Annotated in this window: 21 protein-coding genes; 7 read left to right on the forward strand and 14 right to left on the reverse strand. The window is 73.5% G+C overall.

Annotated features, from left to right (window positions below; translation table 11 throughout):
* Nucleotides 1-20: 20 nt before the first annotated feature.
* The 6 genes from Cph01nite_RS12150 to Cph01nite_RS12175 all read right to left on the reverse strand — a co-directional run bounded on the left by Cph01nite_RS12150 (nucleotide 21) and on the right by Cph01nite_RS12175 (nucleotide 6,245).
* Nucleotides 21-2,681, reverse strand: coding sequence for a hypothetical protein (locus Cph01nite_RS12150; RefSeq protein WP_203674532.1), 2,661 nt, complete (start codon nucleotides 2,679-2,681; stop codon nucleotides 21-23).
* A 106-nt stretch (nucleotides 2,682-2,787) separates the two neighbouring features.
* Nucleotides 2,788-3,387, reverse strand: coding sequence for a hypothetical protein (locus tag Cph01nite_RS12155; RefSeq protein ID WP_203674534.1), 600 nt, complete (start codon nucleotides 3,385-3,387; stop codon nucleotides 2,788-2,790).
* Complete coding sequence (locus Cph01nite_RS12160; protein ID WP_203674536.1) at nucleotides 3,384-4,013, reverse strand: hypothetical protein; 630 nt, start codon at nucleotides 4,011-4,013, stop codon at nucleotides 3,384-3,386. Before Cph01nite_RS12160 ends, Cph01nite_RS12155 begins: the two co-directional genes overlap by 4 nt.
* Entirely contained in the window at nucleotides 4,010-4,243 is a 234-nt protein-coding gene (locus Cph01nite_RS12165) for a hypothetical protein (protein ID WP_203674538.1), read from the reverse strand. Before Cph01nite_RS12165 ends, Cph01nite_RS12160 begins: the two co-directional genes overlap by 4 nt.
* Before the next feature lie 380 nt (nucleotides 4,244-4,623).
* On the reverse strand, nucleotides 4,624-6,030 hold the full coding sequence (locus Cph01nite_RS12170) for a putative T7SS-secreted protein (RefSeq protein ID WP_373307578.1): 1,407 nt from the start codon (nucleotides 6,028-6,030) through the stop codon (nucleotides 4,624-4,626).
* Complete coding sequence (locus Cph01nite_RS12175) at nucleotides 5,958-6,245, reverse strand: hypothetical protein (RefSeq protein ID WP_203674542.1); 288 nt, start codon at nucleotides 6,243-6,245, stop codon at nucleotides 5,958-5,960. Before Cph01nite_RS12175 ends, Cph01nite_RS12170 begins: the two co-directional genes overlap by 73 nt.
* 291 nt (nucleotides 6,246-6,536) lie before the next feature.
* Between Cph01nite_RS12175 and Cph01nite_RS12180 the strand changes: the two genes are divergently transcribed.
* From Cph01nite_RS12180 to Cph01nite_RS12200, 5 genes are all read left to right on the forward strand, one after another.
* Nucleotides 6,537-7,526, forward strand: coding sequence for a serine hydrolase domain-containing protein (locus tag Cph01nite_RS12180; protein WP_373307579.1), 990 nt, complete (start codon nucleotides 6,537-6,539; stop codon nucleotides 7,524-7,526).
* A gap of 458 nt (nucleotides 7,527-7,984) precedes the next feature.
* The gene (locus tag Cph01nite_RS12185; RefSeq protein ID WP_203674546.1) at nucleotides 7,985-8,992 is read left to right on the forward strand and encodes a Fic family protein; all 1,008 of its coding nucleotides are present in this window, start codon (nucleotides 7,985-7,987) and stop codon (nucleotides 8,990-8,992) included.
* A 178-nt stretch (nucleotides 8,993-9,170) separates the two neighbouring features.
* The gene (gene trhA, locus Cph01nite_RS12190) at nucleotides 9,171-9,848 is read left to right on the forward strand and encodes a PAQR family membrane homeostasis protein TrhA (RefSeq protein WP_203674548.1); all 678 of its coding nucleotides are present in this window, start codon (nucleotides 9,171-9,173) and stop codon (nucleotides 9,846-9,848) included.
* An 82-nt stretch (nucleotides 9,849-9,930) separates the two neighbouring features.
* Entirely contained in the window at nucleotides 9,931-10,548 is a 618-nt protein-coding gene (locus Cph01nite_RS12195; protein ID WP_203674550.1) for a DUF6318 family protein, read from the forward strand.
* Between the two features lie 26 nt (nucleotides 10,549-10,574).
* Nucleotides 10,575-11,456: a PKD domain-containing protein gene (locus Cph01nite_RS12200; RefSeq protein WP_239069229.1), complete on the forward strand. Its 882-nt coding sequence runs from the start codon at nucleotides 10,575-10,577 to the stop codon at nucleotides 11,454-11,456.
* Between the two features lie 241 nt (nucleotides 11,457-11,697).
* Here Cph01nite_RS12200 and Cph01nite_RS12205 read toward each other — a convergent pair whose 3' ends face one another.
* From Cph01nite_RS12205 to Cph01nite_RS12235, 7 genes are all read right to left on the reverse strand, one after another.
* Nucleotides 11,698-12,540, reverse strand: coding sequence for a nuclease-related domain-containing protein (locus Cph01nite_RS12205; RefSeq protein WP_203674552.1), 843 nt, complete (start codon nucleotides 12,538-12,540; stop codon nucleotides 11,698-11,700).
* 93 nt (nucleotides 12,541-12,633) lie between these two features.
* Nucleotides 12,634-13,254: a response regulator gene (locus Cph01nite_RS12210; protein WP_203674554.1), complete on the reverse strand. Its 621-nt coding sequence runs from the start codon at nucleotides 13,252-13,254 to the stop codon at nucleotides 12,634-12,636.
* Nucleotides 13,251-14,480: a sensor histidine kinase gene (locus tag Cph01nite_RS12215; protein WP_203674556.1), complete on the reverse strand. Its 1,230-nt coding sequence runs from the start codon at nucleotides 14,478-14,480 to the stop codon at nucleotides 13,251-13,253. The genes Cph01nite_RS12210 and Cph01nite_RS12215 overlap by 4 nt, the downstream gene beginning before the upstream one ends.
* 20 nt (nucleotides 14,481-14,500) lie before the next feature.
* Complete coding sequence (locus Cph01nite_RS12220; protein WP_203674558.1) at nucleotides 14,501-15,253, reverse strand: ABC transporter permease; 753 nt, start codon at nucleotides 15,251-15,253, stop codon at nucleotides 14,501-14,503.
* A complete protein-coding gene (locus Cph01nite_RS12225) occupies nucleotides 15,253-16,158 on the reverse strand; it encodes an ABC transporter ATP-binding protein (RefSeq protein ID WP_203674560.1) in 906 nt (301 codons plus the stop codon). The genes Cph01nite_RS12220 and Cph01nite_RS12225 overlap by 1 nt, the downstream gene beginning before the upstream one ends.
* 126 nt (nucleotides 16,159-16,284) lie before the next feature.
* Nucleotides 16,285-16,620, reverse strand: coding sequence for a NifB/NifX family molybdenum-iron cluster-binding protein (locus Cph01nite_RS12230; RefSeq protein ID WP_203674562.1), 336 nt, complete (start codon nucleotides 16,618-16,620; stop codon nucleotides 16,285-16,287).
* A gap of 115 nt (nucleotides 16,621-16,735) precedes the next feature.
* Nucleotides 16,736-17,389, reverse strand: a complete 654-nt coding sequence (locus tag Cph01nite_RS12235; RefSeq protein ID WP_203674564.1) for a TetR/AcrR family transcriptional regulator C-terminal domain-containing protein — start codon at nucleotides 17,387-17,389, stop codon at nucleotides 16,736-16,738.
* 75 nt (nucleotides 17,390-17,464) lie between these two features.
* On the opposite strand from Cph01nite_RS12235, the gene Cph01nite_RS12240 reads away from it, so the two are divergent.
* Nucleotides 17,465-18,433: an NAD(P)-dependent alcohol dehydrogenase gene (locus Cph01nite_RS12240; protein WP_203674566.1), complete on the forward strand. Its 969-nt coding sequence runs from the start codon at nucleotides 17,465-17,467 to the stop codon at nucleotides 18,431-18,433.
* Between the two features lie 42 nt (nucleotides 18,434-18,475).
* On the opposite strand, the gene Cph01nite_RS12245 is transcribed toward Cph01nite_RS12240, so the two are convergent.
* Entirely contained in the window at nucleotides 18,476-19,393 is a 918-nt protein-coding gene (locus Cph01nite_RS12245) for an alpha/beta hydrolase family protein (protein ID WP_203674568.1), read from the reverse strand.
* A 182-nt stretch (nucleotides 19,394-19,575) separates the two neighbouring features.
* Between Cph01nite_RS12245 and Cph01nite_RS12250 the strand changes: the two genes are divergently transcribed.
* The gene (locus Cph01nite_RS12250) at nucleotides 19,576-20,217 is read left to right on the forward strand and encodes a QsdR family transcriptional regulator (protein WP_203674570.1); all 642 of its coding nucleotides are present in this window, start codon (nucleotides 19,576-19,578) and stop codon (nucleotides 20,215-20,217) included.
* Nucleotides 20,218-20,231: the final 14 nt, after the last annotated feature.

Here is a 20,231-nt window from a genome sequence, read left to right on the forward strand (position 1 = left end):
AGTTCTCCTCTTGAGCAGGGTCAGGTGATGGCCTTGAGGATGAGCGCGGGATCGATCGTGAGCTCGAAGATCCGCACCGTACCCTTCGCCGTCGCGTGGACGAGCTGGTAGCGCGGGCGGACCGTGCCGTCCACGAGTGCTTGGACGATGTCGGGATTGTCGCGTAGCCACTGCTGGAGGGCCTTGTCCACGCGGACGACGTCGGCCAGGTACGCGGGCGATCCTTGTGGGGCCCTGGTGCCGTCGGGCAGGAGGCGGCCGGACGTGCTCAGACGGCTGCCTCCGCCCTTGGCCTCGATGAAGAGCAGCTGGTCCCGCTCGCGCGTGAGTCCGACGATGTCGATCGTGTCCCGCCCGGCGCCGACGCCGTCGACGACGATGTCGGCGTTCTGCGACCGGAGTGCATCCCTGCCCGCGGCCTCGCCCATGTCCGCAGAGGCACGGTTCAGCGCGGTCGAGCTGGCGTGCTCGTTGCGCGCAGCTGCTTCCAGCTCGGCGACGTGCCGTCGCAGCGCGGTCGACCGCCCGGGACTGAGCGACGTGTCCGTCCGGATGGCGTTCCGGAGGCGACGCACCGTGCCGTCGATCTCCCGGTTGACGAGATCCGACCTCGAGACGGAGAAGCCGGCGTCCGTCAGGACCTCCAGCTTCTGGGCGACCGCCGCTCGGTTCGCTGTGTGTGCCGCAGCCGCCGCCTGCCGCTGCGTCAGCGCCTGCGTGTGCTCGTTCGCCTGGAAGCTCACCTGGTCCGTGATGTTCTTCTTCGACACCAGGTGGGACGCGCCCGCCTGCACCGGGTTCTGGACGGGCGCGTTCTGCACGGCGCCGCGCTTGTTGGTCAGCCACAGCACGGGGTCCTCGGCGACGTCGTCCACCGCCCCGCGCACGGCGGCGGCACCCCGCGACCGGAGGAAGTTGCCGGGCGCGAACGTCGTGGCGATCGCGAGGCCGTCCATCGCCATCTGGAACGGCGTCGCGGTGCGGAAGTAGTCGCGGGTCGCCTGGCGCGGGTCACGCATCCACGTGGCGATGCCGTGGCTCTTGTCGAGGCCCCACGTGAGCACCCCCGAGACGCCGAGCGCCACCCCGAGCGAGCCTCCGGACAGCGCGACGAGTGCGACGATGCCTGCACCCACGAGCAGCTGCGTGGCGAGCGACTGGTTGTGCCACCAGCGTCCGATGGCGTCCATGACGCCGGCGAGCCAGTTTGGGTCGTCGTACAGGGTGTCGAGCCCGGAGGCGGTGACGGGGGCGAGGACGAGAGCGCCGAGCAGCAGGACGACCAGCGCCCCCGCCACCACCGTGCGGCGCGCCGTGACATCGACGGGTCCCGCGAGGCGCTCGTAGCCGAGTTCGCGCGCGGCGCGCTGAGCGCTCACCGCCATCAGACCGCGCTGGGCCGCGACGCGCCGGGACTCGCCCGGCTCGGCCACGAACGCCGTCACGGCCGTCGTCCAGTCGCGCACCACCACCCACACGGTGCCCAGGACCGCCAGCGCGACGGCGGCGGGCACGTGGCGCAGCGCGGCGGGCCACGTCGCGGTGGCGATGTTGCAGCGGACGATCGCCTGGTCGACCCAGACCGGGCGCGGGACCTCGACGAGCGCCGCGCTCGGCACTCGGGCGAGACGCGCACCGTCGACGAGCAGCACGACGACCGCGAGCAGCACGAAGAACGCGGGCCGGTGGTGACCGTGGCCGAACGCCGACCACGTGACGCGGATCCACCACGGCACGTTGGTCGTCGCGGGGTCCAGCCAGTACGGCGTGGAGGCGCCCGTCCCGGCGCCACCGCCGTTGGACGTGCCGTTGTACGCGGCATGGTCGGCGATCGCGACGACCAGCGCCATCACGGGCACGACGACTGCGCCGACGCGCACGAGGAGCGCGGTGCGGTCGACCCGGCCGCGGACGTGCCGCGCGAGGACGAGCGCGACGCCGACGAGCCCGGTGACGATGGCGGTGACGACGCCGTGCCCGCCGAACCCGGCGCCGGTCTGGTCCCAGTCCGTGGGGACCGGCCAGGTGCTGAACCGGATCCAGTCCTCGGGCAGCCGCCCGCCGTGGATCAGCCGCTCCAGCAGGCCGATCAGCCCGCCGCCGCCCGACAGGAGCAGGCGGCGCAGCGTCTCCTCCGCCAGCAGGAACGCGGTGCCCGAGGCGAGCCCGAGCAGCAGCCAGTCGGTCGCGGCGAACCGGGATGCGCGCCGCGGCGCGAGCAGCGCGACGAGCGCGACGGGCACGAGCTTGAGGGTCTCCTCGGTGACCGATGCGATCCCCACCATCGGCCCGGTGCTGCCCACGCGCGCGTCGAGCACCGTGGCCGCGAGCCACGTCGAGAGGATGCCGATGCCGATCGACCACGGGATGCACGCGGTGAAGAACCGCAGGTAGGCGCTCCACGTGAGGGTCTTGGTCCGCGCGAGGAAGAACCACGCGATGACGACCCACGCGCAACCGAGCCACGCCCGCACCGACAGGCGCACGTCGGGCACGAGGACGAGCATGCCGAGCACGCAGGTCAGGCCCACCCAGAGCCCGATCGCGCGGACCTTGGCCCAGCGGGCGGCGAGGACGGGACGAGCGGCCCACCACTCGGCGCGACGCTGCGCCCAGACCTGCCACCACTCGCGCGGCGGCGCGTCGGGGGTCGGGCGGACGTCGGGGGAGCTGGTGGTCACCGCAGCACTCCTCGAACCAGGCGAGATCGGGCGTCACGCACCCTAGTGGGCCGCTTTCGGAGGGGTCCGCCGTCCACGGGCCGTGACGTCGGCCGTCGCTGCGAGCTCAGCGCGCCGGTGGTACCGAAGTTCCGGAGCCCTGCCGGGCCTCCCGCAGCGTCCCGACGAGCGCATCCACCTGCGCGCCTGTCGCCGGGAGCATGCCGCCGTCCGGGCGCCGTGCGGGCACGACGACGAACCGCGCCGACTCGCGTGTCACGAGCTCGACGGCGGGGTTGCCGGTGGACGCCGCTTGGCCGACCGTCCGCGTGATGGTCCAGACCTGCTCCCAGGGCAGGGTGAGGACGACGGTCTGCCCCCGCCAGAGCTGCAGCTCGGTTGCCGACCACGCCAGCGTCATGCGTGTCCCGCCGCGGACCTTGCCGGGCGTGGCACCGAGCGTGCGCAGGGAGTCGCCGAGTGTCGCGTCGGCCCAGACGGCCCGCGTCGTCCACCCCGGCCGTGCGGCGACGGCCGCGCGGCGTGTCCCGTCGTCCCGTCGCGTCCACCACCAGACCCCGAGCACGATGGCGCCGATGACAGCGAGCGCGCCGAGCCACGACGGCCACCACGGCTCGTCCGACGTGACGGTCTTGCGCCACGCGACGACCGCGAACGCCGCGACCCCCACGATCCGCAGTGCCAGGCTCGTCGACTGCCGGTTCACGTGTCCTCCTCGGTGGTGGCGCGCGTTGCGCCGGGGTGGCTGGGGTCGAGCACGCGGACGGACGCGACGACGGTGTCGAACAGCTCGACGAGCTGGTCGCGCAGGTCGACCAGCGGGCTGGAGAAGACGAGGTACACGAGCTGCACGCCGGGAGCCGGCTCGACCCAGTAGTCCGCGACGAGGGCCGGGAGGGTGTGGTCGCCCGTCAGCTCGGTCGAAGCAGACCCAGGCCGGACACGGCGGAGCACGGTGCCCGCCGGGCCCTCGCCGATGTCGAGGGTGTGCCCGGGCTCGTCGGTCGCGAGCACGTCGGTCATCGCCGCCCGCCCGCGCGCGTCGAGGCTTCCGGGGACCCGGTAGACGGTGAGCGACGCAGGCACAGCGGGCGCACCACCCGCGCCGACGGCGAGCGCCATGAGGACGCCGCCCGCGCGAGCGGCGCGCTCGGTGCTCGTCAGCAGCTCGTGTCGGATGGCAGTGCGCAGCCGGGTGAGCTCGGGCGAGCCGCTGAGCTGTTGGTCGACCAGCGACTCGACCGCGGCCAATCGGTCGTCGTCCTCGAGGTCGATGACCGCCCAGTCGTCGGGCAGGAGGGCGGCGACCGTGCCGGGCGTGGGCCTGGTCACGCGGGCTCCAGGGTGACCGTGACCGAGTTCGCGATGTCCGTCGACATGTCGGCGAGCTCGTCGAAGTGGGCCACGGCCGACGACTCGACGTGCACGAGCACCAGGTCATGGGTGCCGGGCGGCAGGATGAACCACGACCACTCGCGGCAGATCCGACGACGGAACCGGCGCGCCGTGTCGACGATCTGCAGGACCGCCTCACCGGCGGTGAGCGAGCCGGGTAATGCCACGACGTCGACCAGCCGGACCCCCGCAGGCAGCGGGATCTCGGTTCGCGCACGCTCGAGAACCGCCTCGACGCGGGATCCCTGAACCGGGGCCGAGGCGAAGACCCGGAGAACGGCCGAGGCGATGGGAACTCCAGCCGACCCGGGCGGGACCCACACCCCTGCGCACGACGTCCCCGGGAGCTCGTCATCGATCAGCCGCTCGAACTTGCGGACCGTCGCGTCGAGGCGAGCGCGTGCGGCCTTGTCAGCAAGCGGTAGCGCGCTTGGTGCAATGTCCTGGGTGCTGCCGTGCACCCAACCATGCCACTGGTCCGGGAGGGACCAGCCGATCTTCGCGACCTCTCTCATCCTCGGCCTCTCGTCGTCGTGTCGGGGACCGGTCACAGGTCGAGCCTCGCGGCGGCCTCCGGGACCGGGGCGGTCGCGAGTTCAGCCGTCGTGCGCGCAGCCGAGGTGAGAACGAGGGTGGCGTCACCGACGTACTGGACGGTCGCGACGCCTTCCAGGATCGCTCCCTTTGTTGTCGGTCCGAGCAGGGTGAGGAATGCTCGCGGTCGGAACGGGAACGCCTCCCACAGCTGCGTCCGCAGCAGGTTGTTCTGTCGCACGAGGCCTCCGTGGCCGCTAAGTGCCAGAACACGGTCCCAACCGTTGACGGACTGGACGTCCTGCGCAGCAGCGACCAGCCGGTCCATGCGTCCGCCGCCGCGTGCGAACGCCTGCACATCTCCGGCGGCGCGCGCGGCGAACGTCTCGATGCCAGGTGTCAGCCGAGTCCACAAGCGACCAAGCGCTCCTCGCGGCACCTGCCTGACAGCGTGGGCGGAGGCAGAACGGGCGGAGACCTCGAACGACTTGACCATGCTCCCGAGGAGACGGCTCGCACCGAAGGACACGAGGCCTAGCACGCCCATGGCCACGTTGAACCAGTCCTGCCCGTCTCCTCGCTTCACGGCGAGCGCGATGTCCGCCGCCAGCGCCGCTGCTCCGGCGATCAGCGAGGTCGCGATGAGGATCTGGCCGAGGACCGGGACCCATCCCAGGAACAGCGAGAGCAGCCCGGCGCCGGTCGCGATCCGCCCGCCCCATGTCGACACGACCTGTGCGACGTCCGCGCCCCAGTCCTCCCACCAGCCGTCGTCCAGCCCGTCGTCGGTCCCGGTGTCGAACCCGTGGATCGCGACTCTGGCGGCGTTGTCGCGGCGATCGATCGCCTCGTCGAGGCGCAGGCGTGCCTGGGCCAGCGCGTCCTCGCAGTCGGCGCGCTCCTGTCGTGCCGCCGTCAACGCGCGTCGTTGGGTCGTGGTGTCCTCGTCGCCGTCCTCGGCATGGTGGAGCAGGGTCGTCCAGCGCCGCACGGCGTCGTCGGCGACGTCGAGGGTGCGTTGCGCGGTCTGCGCGGTTCGCAGCGCGTCGAGCGACTCGCTCTGGGCGAGGTCGAGCTGGACCGCGTAGCCGACGAGCGCGTCGCCCGCGGCGTCGTACCGCTGCCGCGCGCTGAGGATCCGGTCGGCGACGGCGTGCGTGCGGTCGCGGATCGCGTCCACGGCCTGCGACACCGCGTCCTGCGCCTCGACGAGCGTGCGCAGGACGCGCTCGGCATCGCCGATGGCCGCCGCGACCTGCCGGTAGTGCTCCCCGCCGGCGCGGACGGCGGCGGGGTCGCCGGGGACGGGGTCGCTCGACGCGAGCGGGTACCAGGAGTAGGGCCTGGTCACACGTCGTCCCGCAGCGCTGCGGCGAACTGGGTGTCGAGCCGCTCGAAGCTCTCGCCGATCCCGGTGCACGCGTCGGCCAGGCGTGCGACTTCCTCGAGCATCTCGGCGCGCCGCCCGTCCCACCCGTGGGCGAAGTCGCGGACCCTCTCCGCAAGCGCGGGGTGCCCGACGGCGTCGGCGATCACCGTGCTCGTGAGGTTCGCGTCGTGCAGCTCCGCCGCGACCGTCCGCAGGTCCGTCCCGACGGTGATCAGCTCGTCGGTGCTCAGTCGAAGGCGCCCCATGACGCGCAACATATCGGCACGATCCGGACGTCTGCCTGCGTCGTCCACAGGGTCTCGGGCGTCCGACGATCACCTCTCGCTCCCACCGACGGAGGGCAGGGGTCTGTCCGTGCGACGACCGTGCCGTCCTCGGCCCTCTGCCATCCCGGCGCCTGACGACACCGAGGCGTGTCGGTGCCCGGCGCTAGCGTCGCGCACCATCGGAGGAGGGTGGAGCACGTGGTCGAGAGCGGTGCCGCAGAAGCGGTCGAGGGACCACCGGTGCCGGGAGGTGCCGCCGCGGTCGCGACGGTGGTCCTGCCGGGTGACGGAGCTGCGCTGGTGGACGTGACGGGCCCGGCCGACGCGGTCACGGGTGTCCCGGCGACCCCGTGCACGCCCTTTCACCTGTGCTCCATGGCCAAGACGATGGCCGCGGTCGTGGTGCTGCGGCTCGCCGCGCGTGGCGTGCTCGGCCTCCACGACGACGTGCGGACGCTCGTGCCCGTCGAGGTCCGGGGCCGGACCGGGCCGACGCTCTGGCAGCTGCTCGCGCACCGCGGAGGCGTCGTCGACCCGCCCGGGTCCTTCGAGCCGACCGCCGGGCCCGTTGCCGCCACGCGCGACGTCGTCGACGGGCTCACCGACGCGCACCCCGCGCGCGTGCGCGTCACGCACGAGCCCGGCTCGGCGTTCTCGTACTCCGACGCGGGGTACTGCCTCGTCGAGCGCGCGGTCGAGGTCGCGACGGGCGAGGCGTTCGCCGACGTGGCGCACCGCGAGGTCGTGGTGCCGCTCGGACTTGCGGCGACGGGCTACTGGGGCGGGGAGCCGGCCGTCGACGGGCCCCGGCACACCGTCGTCGACCTCCTCGCGCGCGACGCCGCGAGCGGCCACCACGCCGACGGCACACGCGTCGCCGGCGGGCGTGCGCACTACGCCGGCCTGGCGGCCTCGAGCCTGTGGTCGTCGCCCGCCGACGTCGCAGTCCTGCTGGCCGACCTCGGGCGTGCGCTCGCGGGCGACGACGGCGTGCTCCTCGACGCTGCGCAAGGCGCCGTCCTGCGGCACGACCCCGACGACGTCGGAGCAGGCCCGGGCACCTTCCTGCTGGGCACCGACGAGCGCCCGTGCGTCATGACGCAGGGCTGGGGACTCGGGTTCCAGGGGCAGGTGCGCTGGTACCCGCGTGAGCAGGGCGCGGTTGCGGTGCTCGTCAACTGCGAGCCGGGGGTCCCGCAGGTCGAGTCGCTGGTGGGGATGCGTCCGTCGCAGATCGCGGTCGCGCACGGCTGGGCCTGACACCTCCCGGCCGCGGTGCGCTGGACAGACAGCGACGGAGGTGACCGTGAGCAGGCACGTCACGGCCGACCCAGCCCTCGCCTCCCCGCCCGCGCGGCGAACTCTGTTCCCTGGGGCTCCGGAGTCATGCACACGCATCGAACTCATCCATCCCTGCGACCCGAAAGATGGATAAGGAACGAGTGCATGCCTGGCTCTCCCGGAGAGAGGCCTCTCGGACGAGGCGTTGCGACTCGCACAGCGGCATGTGCACCGAGCGCCCCACGCCGCCGGACTGCTGACGTACCCGAGCAGACCTGCCGCGTCGAAGCAGCCGCCCGGCGCGTCGCTGAGCCCATCGTGCGAGCGACGTCCCGAGGCGGGTTGCCACGCTTCGTTTCGTGACGCGTGAACGCTGCAAACCCCTGGTTGCGGTGCTTTCATTCGGAGGGCCACATCGTTGCAACCTAGGAGCGTCCATGCCCGCCCGCAGCGGCGGCCCTGGCCGGATGAGTCGCGAGGCCGTGTGCCGCTCGCTCGACGACGCGATCGCCGAGGTCCGCGACCGCCTCGGTGGCCTGCCGTCGCCTGCCGAGGCGCGTGCTATCTGGGACGAGCTGTGGGTGCACGATGCGCACAACTCCACAGCGATCGAAGGCAACACGCTGGTGCTGCGCGAGGTGGAGCAGCTGCTGCATGAGGGCCGCGCCGTGGGTGACCGGCAGCTCGCGGAGTACATGGAGGTCAGGGGCTACGCGGACGCCGCGCGGTGGGTCTACGGCCAGGCCGTCGCACCGGACCGGCTGGGTGCCGGTGAGCTGCTGACGATCACCGAGGTGCGTCATGTGCACCGGATGGCGATGACACCCGTCTGGGACGTTGCACCGCACCCCGATGCAGGGCCGCAGGAGGGGCCGGGCAGCTTCCGACGCCACGACATTCACGCGTTCCCCGGCGGGATGAAGCCGCCGTCGCACGCCTTGGTGGAACCGCGGCTGCGCGACTGGCTCGACAGCGTCGAGGCGGTACGAGCGTCTGCCAGGCACCCGATGGAAGCGATAGCGGCTGCTCATGTCGGCTTCGAGCAGGTCCACCCGTTCATCGACGGCAACGGGCGCACCGGCCGGCTGCTGATGAACCTGATCCTGTGCCGTCTCGGGTGCGCCCCGGCGATCATCCAGAAGCGCGAGCGCGACCGGTACCTACGAGCACTGCGGCAGGCGGACGCCGGCAACCACGGCCCGCTCGCCGAGCAGATCGCGCGCGCCGTGCTCGACAACATCCTGCGGTTCGTCGTGCCCGCGCTCGCCGGTCCCGCGCGTCTCTTGCCACTCACGTCCCTCGCGACGCCGGAGGTCAGTCACCTGGCGCTGCGGACCGCCGCACAGCGGGGGCGGCTCACGGCGCAGCGGACCGAGAGCGGGCAGTGGCGCAGCAGCCGCGTGTGGGTGGACGAGTACATCGCGTCCCGCTACCGCATCGGATGACCACCGGGCGTGTGCACGTCTCCCGTGCACCTACCGCAGCCGCGCCAGGTGGTCCCACACCGCCGGTGGCGCGCCCGTGGCCGGGCGCTGGACGTCCATCCGATTACCTCGTGCGCGGAGCGGCTCCCAGGGCTGCCGTCCCAGATTCGTGCCCGGGCCGACCACCTACGCTTGCCGGGTGGAGACGAGGGCACTGAGCAAGGACGGCAGCGTCCACGTCACCGATGAGCGGATCAACACCGTCTCCCACCTGGCCGCCACCTGCTTCGCGCTGGTCGGGTCGGCCCTGCTGATCGCGCAGGCCGGCGCCCAGGGGGACCCGTGGAAGATCGTGGGCTTCAGCGTCTACGGCTTCTCGGTGCTCATGCTCTTCGCGTCGAGCACCCTGCACCACGGCCTGGACCGCAGCCCGCGGGTCAACGAGGTGCTGCGCACGCTCGACTACGACTCGGTTTTCCTGCTGATCGCCGGGTCCGTGACGCCGCTGGTGCTCGTGCTGTTCCGGAACACCTACGGGTGGACGGTGCTGGGGGCGGTGTGGCTCGTCGCGGCCGCGGGCATCGTCCTGCGCTCGCTGCGCCGTGACCTGCCCAAGTACGTCACCAACACCCTGTACATCGTGCTGGGGTGGATGCCGGTGCTGCTCGTGGGCGCCGGGGTCTCCCTGCCGTGGGGCGCCTACGCGCTGATGGCCGCCGGTGGGCTGGTGTACAGCGCCGGCTTTGTGGTCTTCGTCGTCGAGCGGCCCAACCCGGTGCCCGGGGTCTTCGGGTTCCACGAGATCTGGCACCTGATGGTCGTGGTCGCCGCGACCCTGCACTACCTGCTCATGTACGCGTACGTCCTGCCGGCCTGACCGCGGACGAGGTCACCGCCGCTGTCCACAGGCGGGACGAGACCGGGCCGTGGCCTGTCCGGTTCGGGCTAGGTTGTCCGCCATGCAGACGAAGGGGTGGAGCCGGCGGCGCGTGGCCGCGGTGATGGCGGTCGTGTCGCTGGTGGTGGTCGCGGGGTGCGGTACCGGCGGTCCGGCGGACGGGCCGACGACGGGGCCGACGACCGTCGAGTCGTCGCCGACCCCGACTCCGGCACCCACGAGTGATCTGACCCGTCTGCCCGAACCGCCTGCGGCGATGTCGGAGCCCACCACCGACGGAGCGATCGCTGCGGCGACCTACGTGCTTGACCTGTACGGCTACACCTTCGCCACGGGGGACACCGGGCCCTGGCGTCAGATGACGCGCGAGTCCTGCGAGCTCTGCGTCGGCCTGGCGCGCGACGTCGAGCAGATGGTGGAGGTCGATGACAGCAGCACGGGTGCTCTCATCACCGTCGACACCGCCGAGGCGCGGGAGATCTCCGACGATCGGTGGTTCGGCGTCGACATGGAGATCACCCAGAGCTCGTCCACCAGGTTCGATGCTGACGGAGAGGTCGTCGGCTCCGACCCGGGGGGTCGCTACAAGGCGGCGTTCGCACTGAGCTGGGACGAGGGTTGGCACGTCGACGATCTCGGCTTCGAGGCCCTCGAGAGCGACGCCGGGAACGAGGGCTGACTGTGGGCCTTCGAGCGGTGTCTGCCGTGGGCGCCCTGATCGTCCTGTCCATGAGCGTGCAGCCGACGCCGGTTGCGCAGGAGAAGCCGTCGGGTGGGATCCCGGGGCTCACGGGGGTCGCCAACAGCCGGGACCGGACGATCGACCTCCGGACCGGGTGGAGCCGCAGCGGCGCGACACGCGCGCCCGTCCCGCAGTCCGACTCGTCTCCGGGTTCACAGCCCCAGCCGGAGCTTCGGCACTCGTTCATCTGCTTCGGCGTGGGGGGTGGTGAGCTGCCCGCTCCGCCTGGCGGGTGGTGCGAGTCGGGTGTGCCGCAGGCCGGGACCTTCGACTGCGAGATGGAGCTCGTGCCGCCGACGTGGCGGCGGCTGGTGTACCCCGACGGCACAGCCACCGCATGGGAACGTCTCGACGAGGGCTCGTGCGGTCCCGTTCTCCCCGTCCTGACGGTCGAGGACTTCCGTTCCCTGCCGATCCCGGCGCCCGTGCTGCAGCTGCAGCCGGACCGCGGGTGGGTGCTGATCAACATCGAGACGATCGTGATGACCGACCCGACGCCGGTGCAGTTGCGCACGACGTTGGGCGGGTTCGGGGTCGACGTCGAGGCGATCCCGCGGTCGTTCACGTACGACTTCGGTGATGGGCACAGCCTGGTGACGCGGTCGCCGGGGCGGGCGCACCCGGACCACGACACGTTCCACGAGTACGAGGTGCCGGGGACGTACGCGATCACGTTGACGACGCAGTGGGCGGGTCGCTACCGGGTCGACGGTGACCCGACGTGGCGTGAGGTCACCGGCACGGCGGCGACCTCGACGACGTCGGCGCCGTTCACCGCGGAGGAGCGCACGTCACGGCTCGTCGGCGGCCTGTGCACCGAGCGCCCCACGCCGCCGGACTGCTAACTCGTCGCCCAGCACTGCCGACCTGACGCGGCCGGCATCTACGCCGGCGCCCGGTGCACCGATGGTCAGTCGGTTGATGACGTCGCCCCACGAGGTTGCGACGTTGCGTTTCATCGACCACAAACGCTGCAGGCTCCGCGCTGCGGTGCGCTCCTGCGGCGAGCGACCTCGTCGCAACCGACGAGTTCTCGTTCCCGCGTGCGGCGGTGGCTCCAGGAGCCCCGGCCGGCGTCCTCGACGCTCAGCCGCCGATGCTGCTCGTGTACGCACGCAGCATGTGCATCGCGATCTGGTAGATCGCAAAGATCCCCACCATCGAGAGCACGAACTCGATCACGGCAGCGCGACGCTTCGACATTCCTCTGCGGCGCGTCGTCCGCCCCGCGCGTTGTTTGCTGCGCGCCGTGACGTCTGTCCGGGCTGTCGACGCCGTCGGACGTCGACGCGAGCGACCGTTCGGTGTCGGCACCATCGGCTTGCGCAGCTCGTCCTCCAGATACCGCGCGATGTCCGCGACGTCGAAGACCGACAACCGAGGCGGCATGCCCAACAGGTACCCCGCCAGCTGCCACCGGCCGAGGACGTCGACGCCCTGCACGGGCGTCGGTGGCTGGTCCTGCGCGGCCAGGCACAGCACCGCCCGCACGGCGGTGCGGTGCTGCGGTGCGAGGAGCGCGGTGACGGCCGCTGCCGCCTGCGACACCCCGTCGGCAGACGACTCGCGACGGTACCCGTTCTGCCGCAAGGACCCGTCAGCCACTGCGACGCGACCCGACCAGTTCTTCGCGTCGACGACGACGATGCCACCCGGGCCGACGGCGATGTGGTCGATGTTCGCCCGCTGTCGGCCCGGCCACCGCAGGTCGTGGAGCGCGATCCAGCCGTACCGCTCGAGGTGCGCGAGATTGGCCGCGACGAGACGTTCACCCTCCGCGCCGACGGACCAGCTGCGTTGCGCGGCCTGCGCCCGTCGGAGGAGGTCCGCGTCGATCGCCTCGCCGCGGGCCGACTCCTCGCGCAACCGTGCGACCCTGCGCGCGCGACGGCTTGCCTCCTGCTCGGCGCCGCGGCCTGCCTCGCTCATCGTGACCCCATGGAAGGGAGTTCGGCATCAGAGCGGCATCCCTCAAGCGCACGTCCGCCTCGTGTCCCGTCCACCCCAGCCCCCAGCAACTCCCTACCGCAGCAACCCCCGCCGATACCCCTCACCCACGGCCGCGGCCCGGTCCCGCACGTCGAGCTTGTCGTACACGTGCTGCAGGTGGGTCTTGATGCTGGCCTCGCTGATGAACAGCTGCCGGGCGACCTCCCGGTTGGACGCGCCGTCGGCGACGAGCTGCAGCACCTCGAGCTCGCGCGCGGTCAGCGCGAGCCCGGTGGGCCGGCGCACCCGACCCATGAGCTGCCCGGCGGCCGACGGGGCGAGCACGGACTCCCCGCGGTGGGCGGCGCGCACGGCGCGGATGAGGTCCTCCGGTGGGGTGTCCTTGAGCAGGTAGCCGGTGGCGCCGGCCTGCACGGCGGGCAGCACGTCGGACTCGCTGTCGAACGTCGTGAGCACCAGCACGCGCACGTCGGGCGCCGCCCGCGCCAGCTCGACGATGGCCCGGACCCCGTCCATGCGCGGCATCCGCAGGTCCATGAGCACCACGTCGACGCCCAGCCGCACCGCCTCGCTGACGCCCTCGCGGCCGTCGCCGGCCTCCCCGGCGACCTCGATGTCCGGCACGTCCGCGAACGCCCCGCGCAGCCCGTTGCGGACGATCGGGTGGTCGTCGACGATGAGGACGCGGATCACGGGGCGGCCACCGGGGCCGCAGGCACCCGCGCGCTGACGGCCGTGCCCTCGCCGGGTGCGCTCTCGATCTGCAGGGCCCCGCCTACGCTGCGGACCCGCTGCGTCATGCCCCGCAGGCCGAACCCCTGGCCCTGGTACCCGTCGGCGTCCATGTCGATACCCTGCCCGTCGTCACGCACGTCCAGCAGCACCTCGTCGCTCAGGTAGGACAGCGCGAGGCCGACGCGTGCGGCGTGCGCGTGCCGGGCGACGTTGTGCAGCGCCTCCTGCGCGACGCGGAACAGCGCCACCTCGACGGCCGGGTTCAGGGGCACGGGGTCGCCGCTGACGTCGAACCGCACGGGCACCCCGCGGTCGTCCGCCCACCGCTGCACCAGCTCGCCCAGGGCCTCCGGCAGGTGCGCCGCCTCCAGCTGGTGCGGGCGCAGCGCCTGCACCGAGCGCCGGGCCTCCGTCAGGCTCTCCCGCGCGAGGTCCAGCGCCCGGTCGACGTGCTCGCGCGCCTGGTCGGGGGAGTGCCAGACCCGTTGCGCGGCCTGGACCTGCGTGATGATGCCGGTGAGGCCCTGCGCGAGGGTGTCGTGGATCTCCCCGGCCATCCGCTGCCGCTCGTCGACGACGCCCGCCTCCCGCGCCTGGGTGAGCAGCTGGGCGTGCAGGCCGGCGTTCTCCTCCAGCGTCGCCTCCAGCCGGGCGATCATCTCCGTGCGCCGCCGCTGCTGCTCGATGGACCGCTCCACCAGGGCCACCCCGAGCCCGACGCTGGCCGTCTGCACCGCGATCACCCCCACGTACGTCCCCAGCGACGGCAGCGTGAGCAGCGGCAGGCCGGCGGTCATGGTGTGCAGGACGACGGAGGTCCCCAGGACGCCGACGACGCCCACCTGCCAGGGCCGCAGCTCGAACGCGTGCAGGAACCCGGTGATCGTGAACAGCAGGAACACCTGGTCGCGGGACATCAGCGCGACGCACAGGGCCAGCAGCCCGACGAAGTACCCGACCAGCGGCGCGCTCCGCCGGCGGCGCTCCTGCGGCACCCGCGTGTACGTGGCGTACACCCAGGCCGCGGCCAGCCCGGCCAGGGCGAGGGTGACCGCACGGTCGGACCCTGCCTGGCCGGGCCGGGCGACGGCGATGACCGTCGCGACGGGCAGCGTGACCCACGGGAACACGGCGAGCAGCGCGAAGAAGTACCGCTCCGGGTCCCGCCCCGCGTCCTCGCTCATCGTGGTGGCCACCTCCCGGCTCACTCCCAGCGGAACAGCTTGGCCGCCGCTCCACCGACGGCGACGGCGAGCACGGCCATTATCGCGACCTGCAGCATCACCGGGAGGCCACCGGCGGCCGCGGGAGCCCCCGACCACGTGTCCAGCAGAGTCGGCACCCCGGGCGGCACGTACGCGCTGAGGCGCACCAGGGCGTCGGGCAGCAGGAACTGCGGCAGGAACACCCCGCCGGCGAACATCGCCACGACGTACGCGAGGGTGGCCAGGCCCGTGGCGAGCCGCAGGGTCGCGGCGACGGCGGCGATGAGCGTGCCGACGGCGAGCAGGGCACCGAACCCGACGACGAACACCGCCGCGAACAGCAGCGGTTGCTGCGGCAGCGGCACGCCGAGCACGGCCCAGGCCGAGAGGACCACGAGCAGGCCGGCGACGACCGCGGCGCCCAGCGCCACGAGGAGCTGGGAGGCGAGCATCGCGCCCGGGTGCACGGGGGTCGTAGACATCCGGCGCAGGACGCCGCGCTCCCGGTAGGTGGCCATCGCCACGGGGATCTGCTGCAGGGCGATGATGCCGAGCCCCAGCGCCAGCGCAGCGGGCGCCCACGCCTCGACGAACGACACGCCGCCGAACTCGTCGGCCGGCTCCCGCAGCGCGGGGATCGCGCCGAGCCCGAGCAGGAGGGCGGTGGGGAACAGGACCCCGAAGATCACGGAGACCGGGTCGCGCAGGAACAGGCGCGTCTCGGCGACGGTCAGGCGGTGCAGGGCGGTCATCAGGCGGACCTCCGTCCGGTGAGGGTGACGAACGCGTCGTCGAGGCTCGTCTGCTCGACCCGCAGGTCGTGCGCGACGACGTGGTGCCGGGCGAGCGCCGACGTGACCGCCTGCAGCAGGTCGCCCGTGCCGGTCACGACGACGCGCGGGCCGTGGTGCTGCACGTCGGCGACCTCCGGCAGGTCGGTGAGGAGCGCGTCGGCCACGGGGGCCGACGGGCGGAAGTGCACGCGCTGCTGCGTGCCGACCTGCGCGACGAGCCCGGCGGGGGTGTCGAGCGCGACGACCCGGCCGGAGTCGACGAGCGCGATGCGGTCGCACAGCCGCTCCGCCTCGTCCATGAAGTGCGTGACCAGCACGATCGTCACGCCGGAGTCGCGCACGTGCTCGACGAGGTCCCAGGTGTCCCGCCGGGCCTGCGGGTCCAGGCCGGTGGTCAGCTCGTCGAGCACGGCGACGGCCGGGCTGCCGACCAGCGCCAGCGCGATCGCGAGCCGCTGCTTCTGCCCGCCGGAGAGCTTGCGGTACTGGGTGTGGCGCTTGTCGGCCAGCCCCAGCATCTCCAGCAGCTGCTCCCCGTCGGCGGGCCGCCGGTAGAACGAGCGGTACAGCTCCATGGCCTCGGCGACGGTCTGCCGGTCCGGCAGCCGGCTCTCCTGCAGCTGCACCCCGACGCGCTGCCGCAGCTCGCCGCGGTCACGCCGGGGGTCCAGGCCCAGCACGCGCAGCTCGCCGCGGTCGGGGGTGCGCAGCCCGGTGAGGCACTCGACGGTGGTCGTCTTGCCTGCCCCGTTGGGGCCGAGGATCCCGAAGATCTCCCCGGCCCCGACCGTGAAGGAGACGTCGTCGACGGCGGTCGTCGTCCCGTACGTCTTGTGGAGGTGCGTGACCTCGATGATGTCCATGCCTCGAGCCTGGGCGGTGCGGCGCGCTCGCGGACCACCCGGTCGGGTCGGGGGTCGGTGGATCCCGGCATCGACCGATCGGTGGATGCCGCGGGCGCCGTCGGGCCGTGGGCGAGGGGCCCGGGCTCAGACGGGCAGGCGCTCCGCGGCGACCGCCGCCGCCCGCGCGTCGCCGGGCGTCCCCAGCACGGTCCGGATCTGCAGCTTGCCGAGCATCCGCACCATGCCGTCGCCCATGTGGCCGACGAGGACGACGTCGACGCCGTGCTCGCGCAGGAACCGCGCGATCCGCGCGTGGTGCGCACCGGGCGTGCCCGCGTCGTGCAGCGCGTCCCACCCGACCTCGTGCTCCTGCCAGTCGAGGACCTCACCGTCCTCGACGCGGGCGACCGCGACGCGGTGCGCCCGCCCCCAGCTCTCGCCGACCTGCCCGTCGGCGCCGAGCGAGATGCACGCGATCATGAGGTTCCTCCGTGGGTGGGGGGCCGGGCCGTGGCCACCATCCTGCGGGCCGCCGCGCGCCGCGGCGTGGGACCTCCCGCCCTGCCCTCAGGCCCCCGCCCTCACGCCCGTGCCCTCACGCTCCCGGCGCCGCGCCCACCCGTGCGGCCAGTGCGTCGAGGACCAGCTCCAGGCCGTGCTCGAACTCGTCGCCGTAGGCGTAGTCCTGCCCGACGACGACGTGCGTGACCATCTCAACCAGGTGCGGGTACTGCTCGGCGGGCAGGGCCAGCTCGGCGGCGTAGTCCTCGACGCGCTCGCCGGCCTCGAACGGCAGGCGCTGCTCGGTGAGGACGAACCCGTAGACGTACGCGTCGAGCACGGAGAACGCGTGGGCGGCGAGCCGCACGTCGAACCCGCCGCGGCGCAGGCAGCCGAGCACCGCGTCGTGGTGCGTGAGCACGGCCGGCCCGGGGGTGCGCCGCGACTCGACGAGGGCCAGGCCCCACGGGTGCGCGGACAGGGTCCGCCGGGCGGAGCGGGCGCGCTCGCGCATCTCCTCGCGCCAGTCGGCGCCGGGGGTGGCCAGGCGGATGCGGGCGAACACCCAGTCGGCGAGCTCGTCGAGCAGCTGCTCCTTGCCGGCGAGGTGGTGGTAGAGCGACATCGCCTCGACGCCGAGCTGCTTGCCGACGCTGCGCATGCTCACCCCGGCCAGTCCGTGGGCGTCGGCGACGGCCGCGGCGGCGTCGACGATGCGCTCGCGGGTCAGCGGGGTGCGGGTGGTCATGGGGCCTCCTTGCGCTCTTACGCCCGTAAGGCTACCGTCGCCGCTCAGGGACTTACGGGCGTAAGGGAGATGTTGGTGCGCGCAGTCGTGGTGGACAGGTACGGCCCGCCGGAGGTGGCCCGGGTGCGTGACGTCCCGGACCCCGCCCCGCGCGCGGGCGAGGTGCTCGTGCGCGTCGCGGCCGCGGCCGTGACCAGCGGCGACGCCCGCATGCGCGCCGGCCGGTTCCCGCGCGGGTTCGCGGTGCCGGCGCGCGTCGCCCTGGGCCTGCGCGGGCCGCGCCGGCGCGTGCTCGGGGCCGTCTTCTCCGGCGACGTGGTCGCGCTGGGTGCGGGCGTCACCGGCGTGGCCGTCGGCGACCGGGTGGCGACGATGACGGGCGGGAGCCTCGGCGGGCACGCCGAGCTCGCCGTCGTGCGGGCCGACAGGATCACCCCGCTGCCCGCGGGCTTGCCGCACGACGCCGCCGCCGCCGTGCTGTTCGGCGGCGCCACCGCGCTGGACTACCTGCGCACCAAGGCGCACCTGGCCGCCGGCGCGACCGTCCTGGTCAACGGCGCCTCGGGAGCCGTCGGGTCCAGCGCCGTGCAGGTCGCCCGGCACCTGGGTGCCGAGGTGACCGGCGTGACCAGCGCCGCCAACGCCGACCTGGTGACCCGCCTGGGCGCCACGCGGGTCGTCGACCACCGCACCACGACGCTCGCCGACGTGCAGGCCCGCGGCGAGAGGTTCGACGTCGTCCTCGACACGGTCGGCAACGTCAGCCCGGCCGCCGGGCGCCGGCTGCTCACCCGGGACGGTGTGGTGCTGCTGGCCGTCGCGGGCCTCGGCGAGCTGCTCGCCGCCCGCGGCCCGGTCAAGGCCGGCCCGGCGTCCGAGAGCCCCGCGCTCCTCGCGGAGGTCCTGCGGCTGACGGCCGACGGCGTCCTCGACCCCCTCGTCGAGTCCACCCACCCCCTGGACGGCATCGCCGACGCGTACCGGCGCGTCGACTCCGGCCGCAAGGTCGGCAACGTCCTCGTGCGCCCGCAGGGCGCGCCCTGACGTCCCGGGCGCGCCCTGCTCCCCTCCTGGTGGGGCCGTGCGTCAGCAGGTCGCGCGGAACTCCTCGATCGCCGAGCTCGGCGGCGGCGGCGGGCAGAGGAACTGGCTGTACCGCAGGTCGTCGTCCACGTACCGCTTGAGCCACGCGACCGTGTACCGGCCGATGGTCGAGTTGGTGGTGTTGGGGGCGAAGTGGCTGGCGTTGTTGAGCTCGAGGTACGCCTTGGGCAGCGCCGCCGGCAGGCTCTCGTAGAACGGCTCGGCGTGCGTGCGGACCGACGCGACGGAGTCGTTCTCCGCGCCGACGATGAACGTGGGCACCTGCAGGCTGGACCACCGCTTGGTGAGGTTCCACGGCGTCAGTGGCACCGCGGCCTGCAGCGCCGGCCGGCTCGAGGCGGCCTCGAGGGCGCCACCGCCGCCCATCGAGTGGCCGACGACGGCCTGGCGGCTCGCGTCGACGCGGTCCCGCACGCCGCTGGACGAGGTGACGTGGTCCAGCGCGGCGAGCAGCTGGCGGCCCCGGCTCGCGGGCTGGTCGGAGCGGGTGAGGGTGTCGATGTTGATGACGACGAACCCGTGCGACGCGATCCGGGACGCCAGCCACGCCATGCTCGAGCGCCCCGCGGTGTACCCGGGCGCGACCGCGACCACGCCGAACGTGCCCTCCGACGTCGTCGTCGGGTAGTAGATGTCCCCACCGCCGAAGCCCGAGGCGCGCCAGGAGTACACGCGCTCCTCGGCGACGGCGAACGGCCCGCGCGCGGCGTCGAGCGTGGACGTCGACGGGTCCGGGCCGCGCTCGAAGCCTGCGGCGAGCGCGGGGGCGGCGGCGGGGGCGAGCGTGGCGGCCCAGGTGAGCAGGGCGGTCGCCAGCACGAGCGCGCGCCTGCGGCGGGTCGGTGCGGTGAGCTGTGCGGTGAGCGGTGGAGCGGCGGGGGTCGGGGTCGTCCGGGACATGCGTCATCACCTCCGGTCGGGCGCGACTGGGCGGCGTCGCGCGTCACCAGGTGCTGGCACGCAGTCACACGCGTCTGATACACCTGGTTCACCGGAATCATCACCACGGCGCCACCACGGGGGGAAGGTGCGGTGAGGATCGTGAGACGGCCGTCGCAGGTCATGCAGCACGGGCGGTCGCCGTGACCACCGTCCGGGTCCTCAGCCACGCGAGCGCCGTGCACGGCGGCGCCCGGCACTTCCTGCACCACGGCGCCCTCGACATGGACGCCCTCGCGCGCGAGCTCGCCGTCAGCCGCGCGACGCTGTACCGCACGGTCGGCAGCCGGGACGCGCTGCTCGGGGACGTGCTGACGGACCTCGGCCGCCGCGTCGTCGACCTCGCGCTGGCCGAGCGGTACCCGCCCGGCGTCGACGGCGTCATCGAGGTCTCGCGCCGCTTCACCGCGCTCCTGCAGGACGCCGCACCGCTGCGGCGGTTCGCCCGGGACGAGCCCGAGGTCGCGCACCGCGTGCTGCTGGCGCCCACCGGGCAGGTGCACGCCCGCGCGGTCGACGTGCAGCGCGACCTGTTCCGGCGCATCGGCGGCCCCGAGATCGGCGGGGGCGCGACGGCCCGGCGCCACGACCCGGCGCTGCCGCGGCTGCCGACGTCCCTCGAGGTGCCCGTGCCGCGGGTCGTCGTCGCCGGCGGCGACCCGCTCGCCGAGCGGGCCTTCCTCTACATCCGCGTCCTGGAGTCGGTGCTCTACGGCCCGATGCTCACCGGCCGGCGCGCGGACTTCGCCCTCGCCGAACCGGCGCTGCGGGCCCTGCTGCGGTGACAGCCCGCCCGCGG

It is taken from the genome of Cellulomonas phragmiteti, from assembly GCF_016862775.1.
GTDB lineage: Bacteria > Actinomycetota > Actinomycetes > Actinomycetales > Cellulomonadaceae > Cellulomonas > Cellulomonas phragmiteti.

Excerpts from the sequence above, each read along its gene's own strand:
- Cph01nite_RS12225 (WP_203674560.1), bottom strand. The coding sequence starts at position 16,158 with ATGGACATCATCGAGGTCACGCACCTCCACAAGACGTACGGGACGACG.
- Cph01nite_RS12185 (WP_203674546.1), top strand. The coding sequence starts at position 7,985 with ATGCCCGCCCGCAGCGGCGGCCCTGGCCGGATGAGTCGCGAGGCCGTG.
- Cph01nite_RS12195 (WP_203674550.1), top strand. The coding sequence starts at position 9,931 with ATGCAGACGAAGGGGTGGAGCCGGCGGCGCGTGGCCGCGGTGATGGCG.
- Cph01nite_RS12175 (WP_203674542.1), bottom strand. The coding sequence starts at position 6,245 with ATGGGGCGCCTTCGACTGAGCACCGACGAGCTGATCACCGTCGGGACG.
- Cph01nite_RS12245 (WP_203674568.1), bottom strand. The coding sequence starts at position 19,393 with ATGTCCCGGACGACCCCGACCCCCGCCGCTCCACCGCTCACCGCACAG.
- Cph01nite_RS12205 (WP_203674552.1), bottom strand. The coding sequence starts at position 12,540 with ATGAGCGAGGCAGGCCGCGGCGCCGAGCAGGAGGCAAGCCGTCGCGCG.
- Cph01nite_RS12220 (WP_203674558.1), bottom strand. The coding sequence starts at position 15,253 with ATGACCGCCCTGCACCGCCTGACCGTCGCCGAGACGCGCCTGTTCCTG.
- Cph01nite_RS12230 (WP_203674562.1), bottom strand. The coding sequence starts at position 16,620 with ATGATCGCGTGCATCTCGCTCGGCGCCGACGGGCAGGTCGGCGAGAGC.
- Cph01nite_RS12235 (WP_203674564.1), bottom strand. The coding sequence starts at position 17,389 with ATGACCACCCGCACCCCGCTGACCCGCGAGCGCATCGTCGACGCCGCC.
- Cph01nite_RS12215 (WP_203674556.1), bottom strand. The coding sequence starts at position 14,480 with ATGAGCGAGGACGCGGGGCGGGACCCGGAGCGGTACTTCTTCGCGCTG.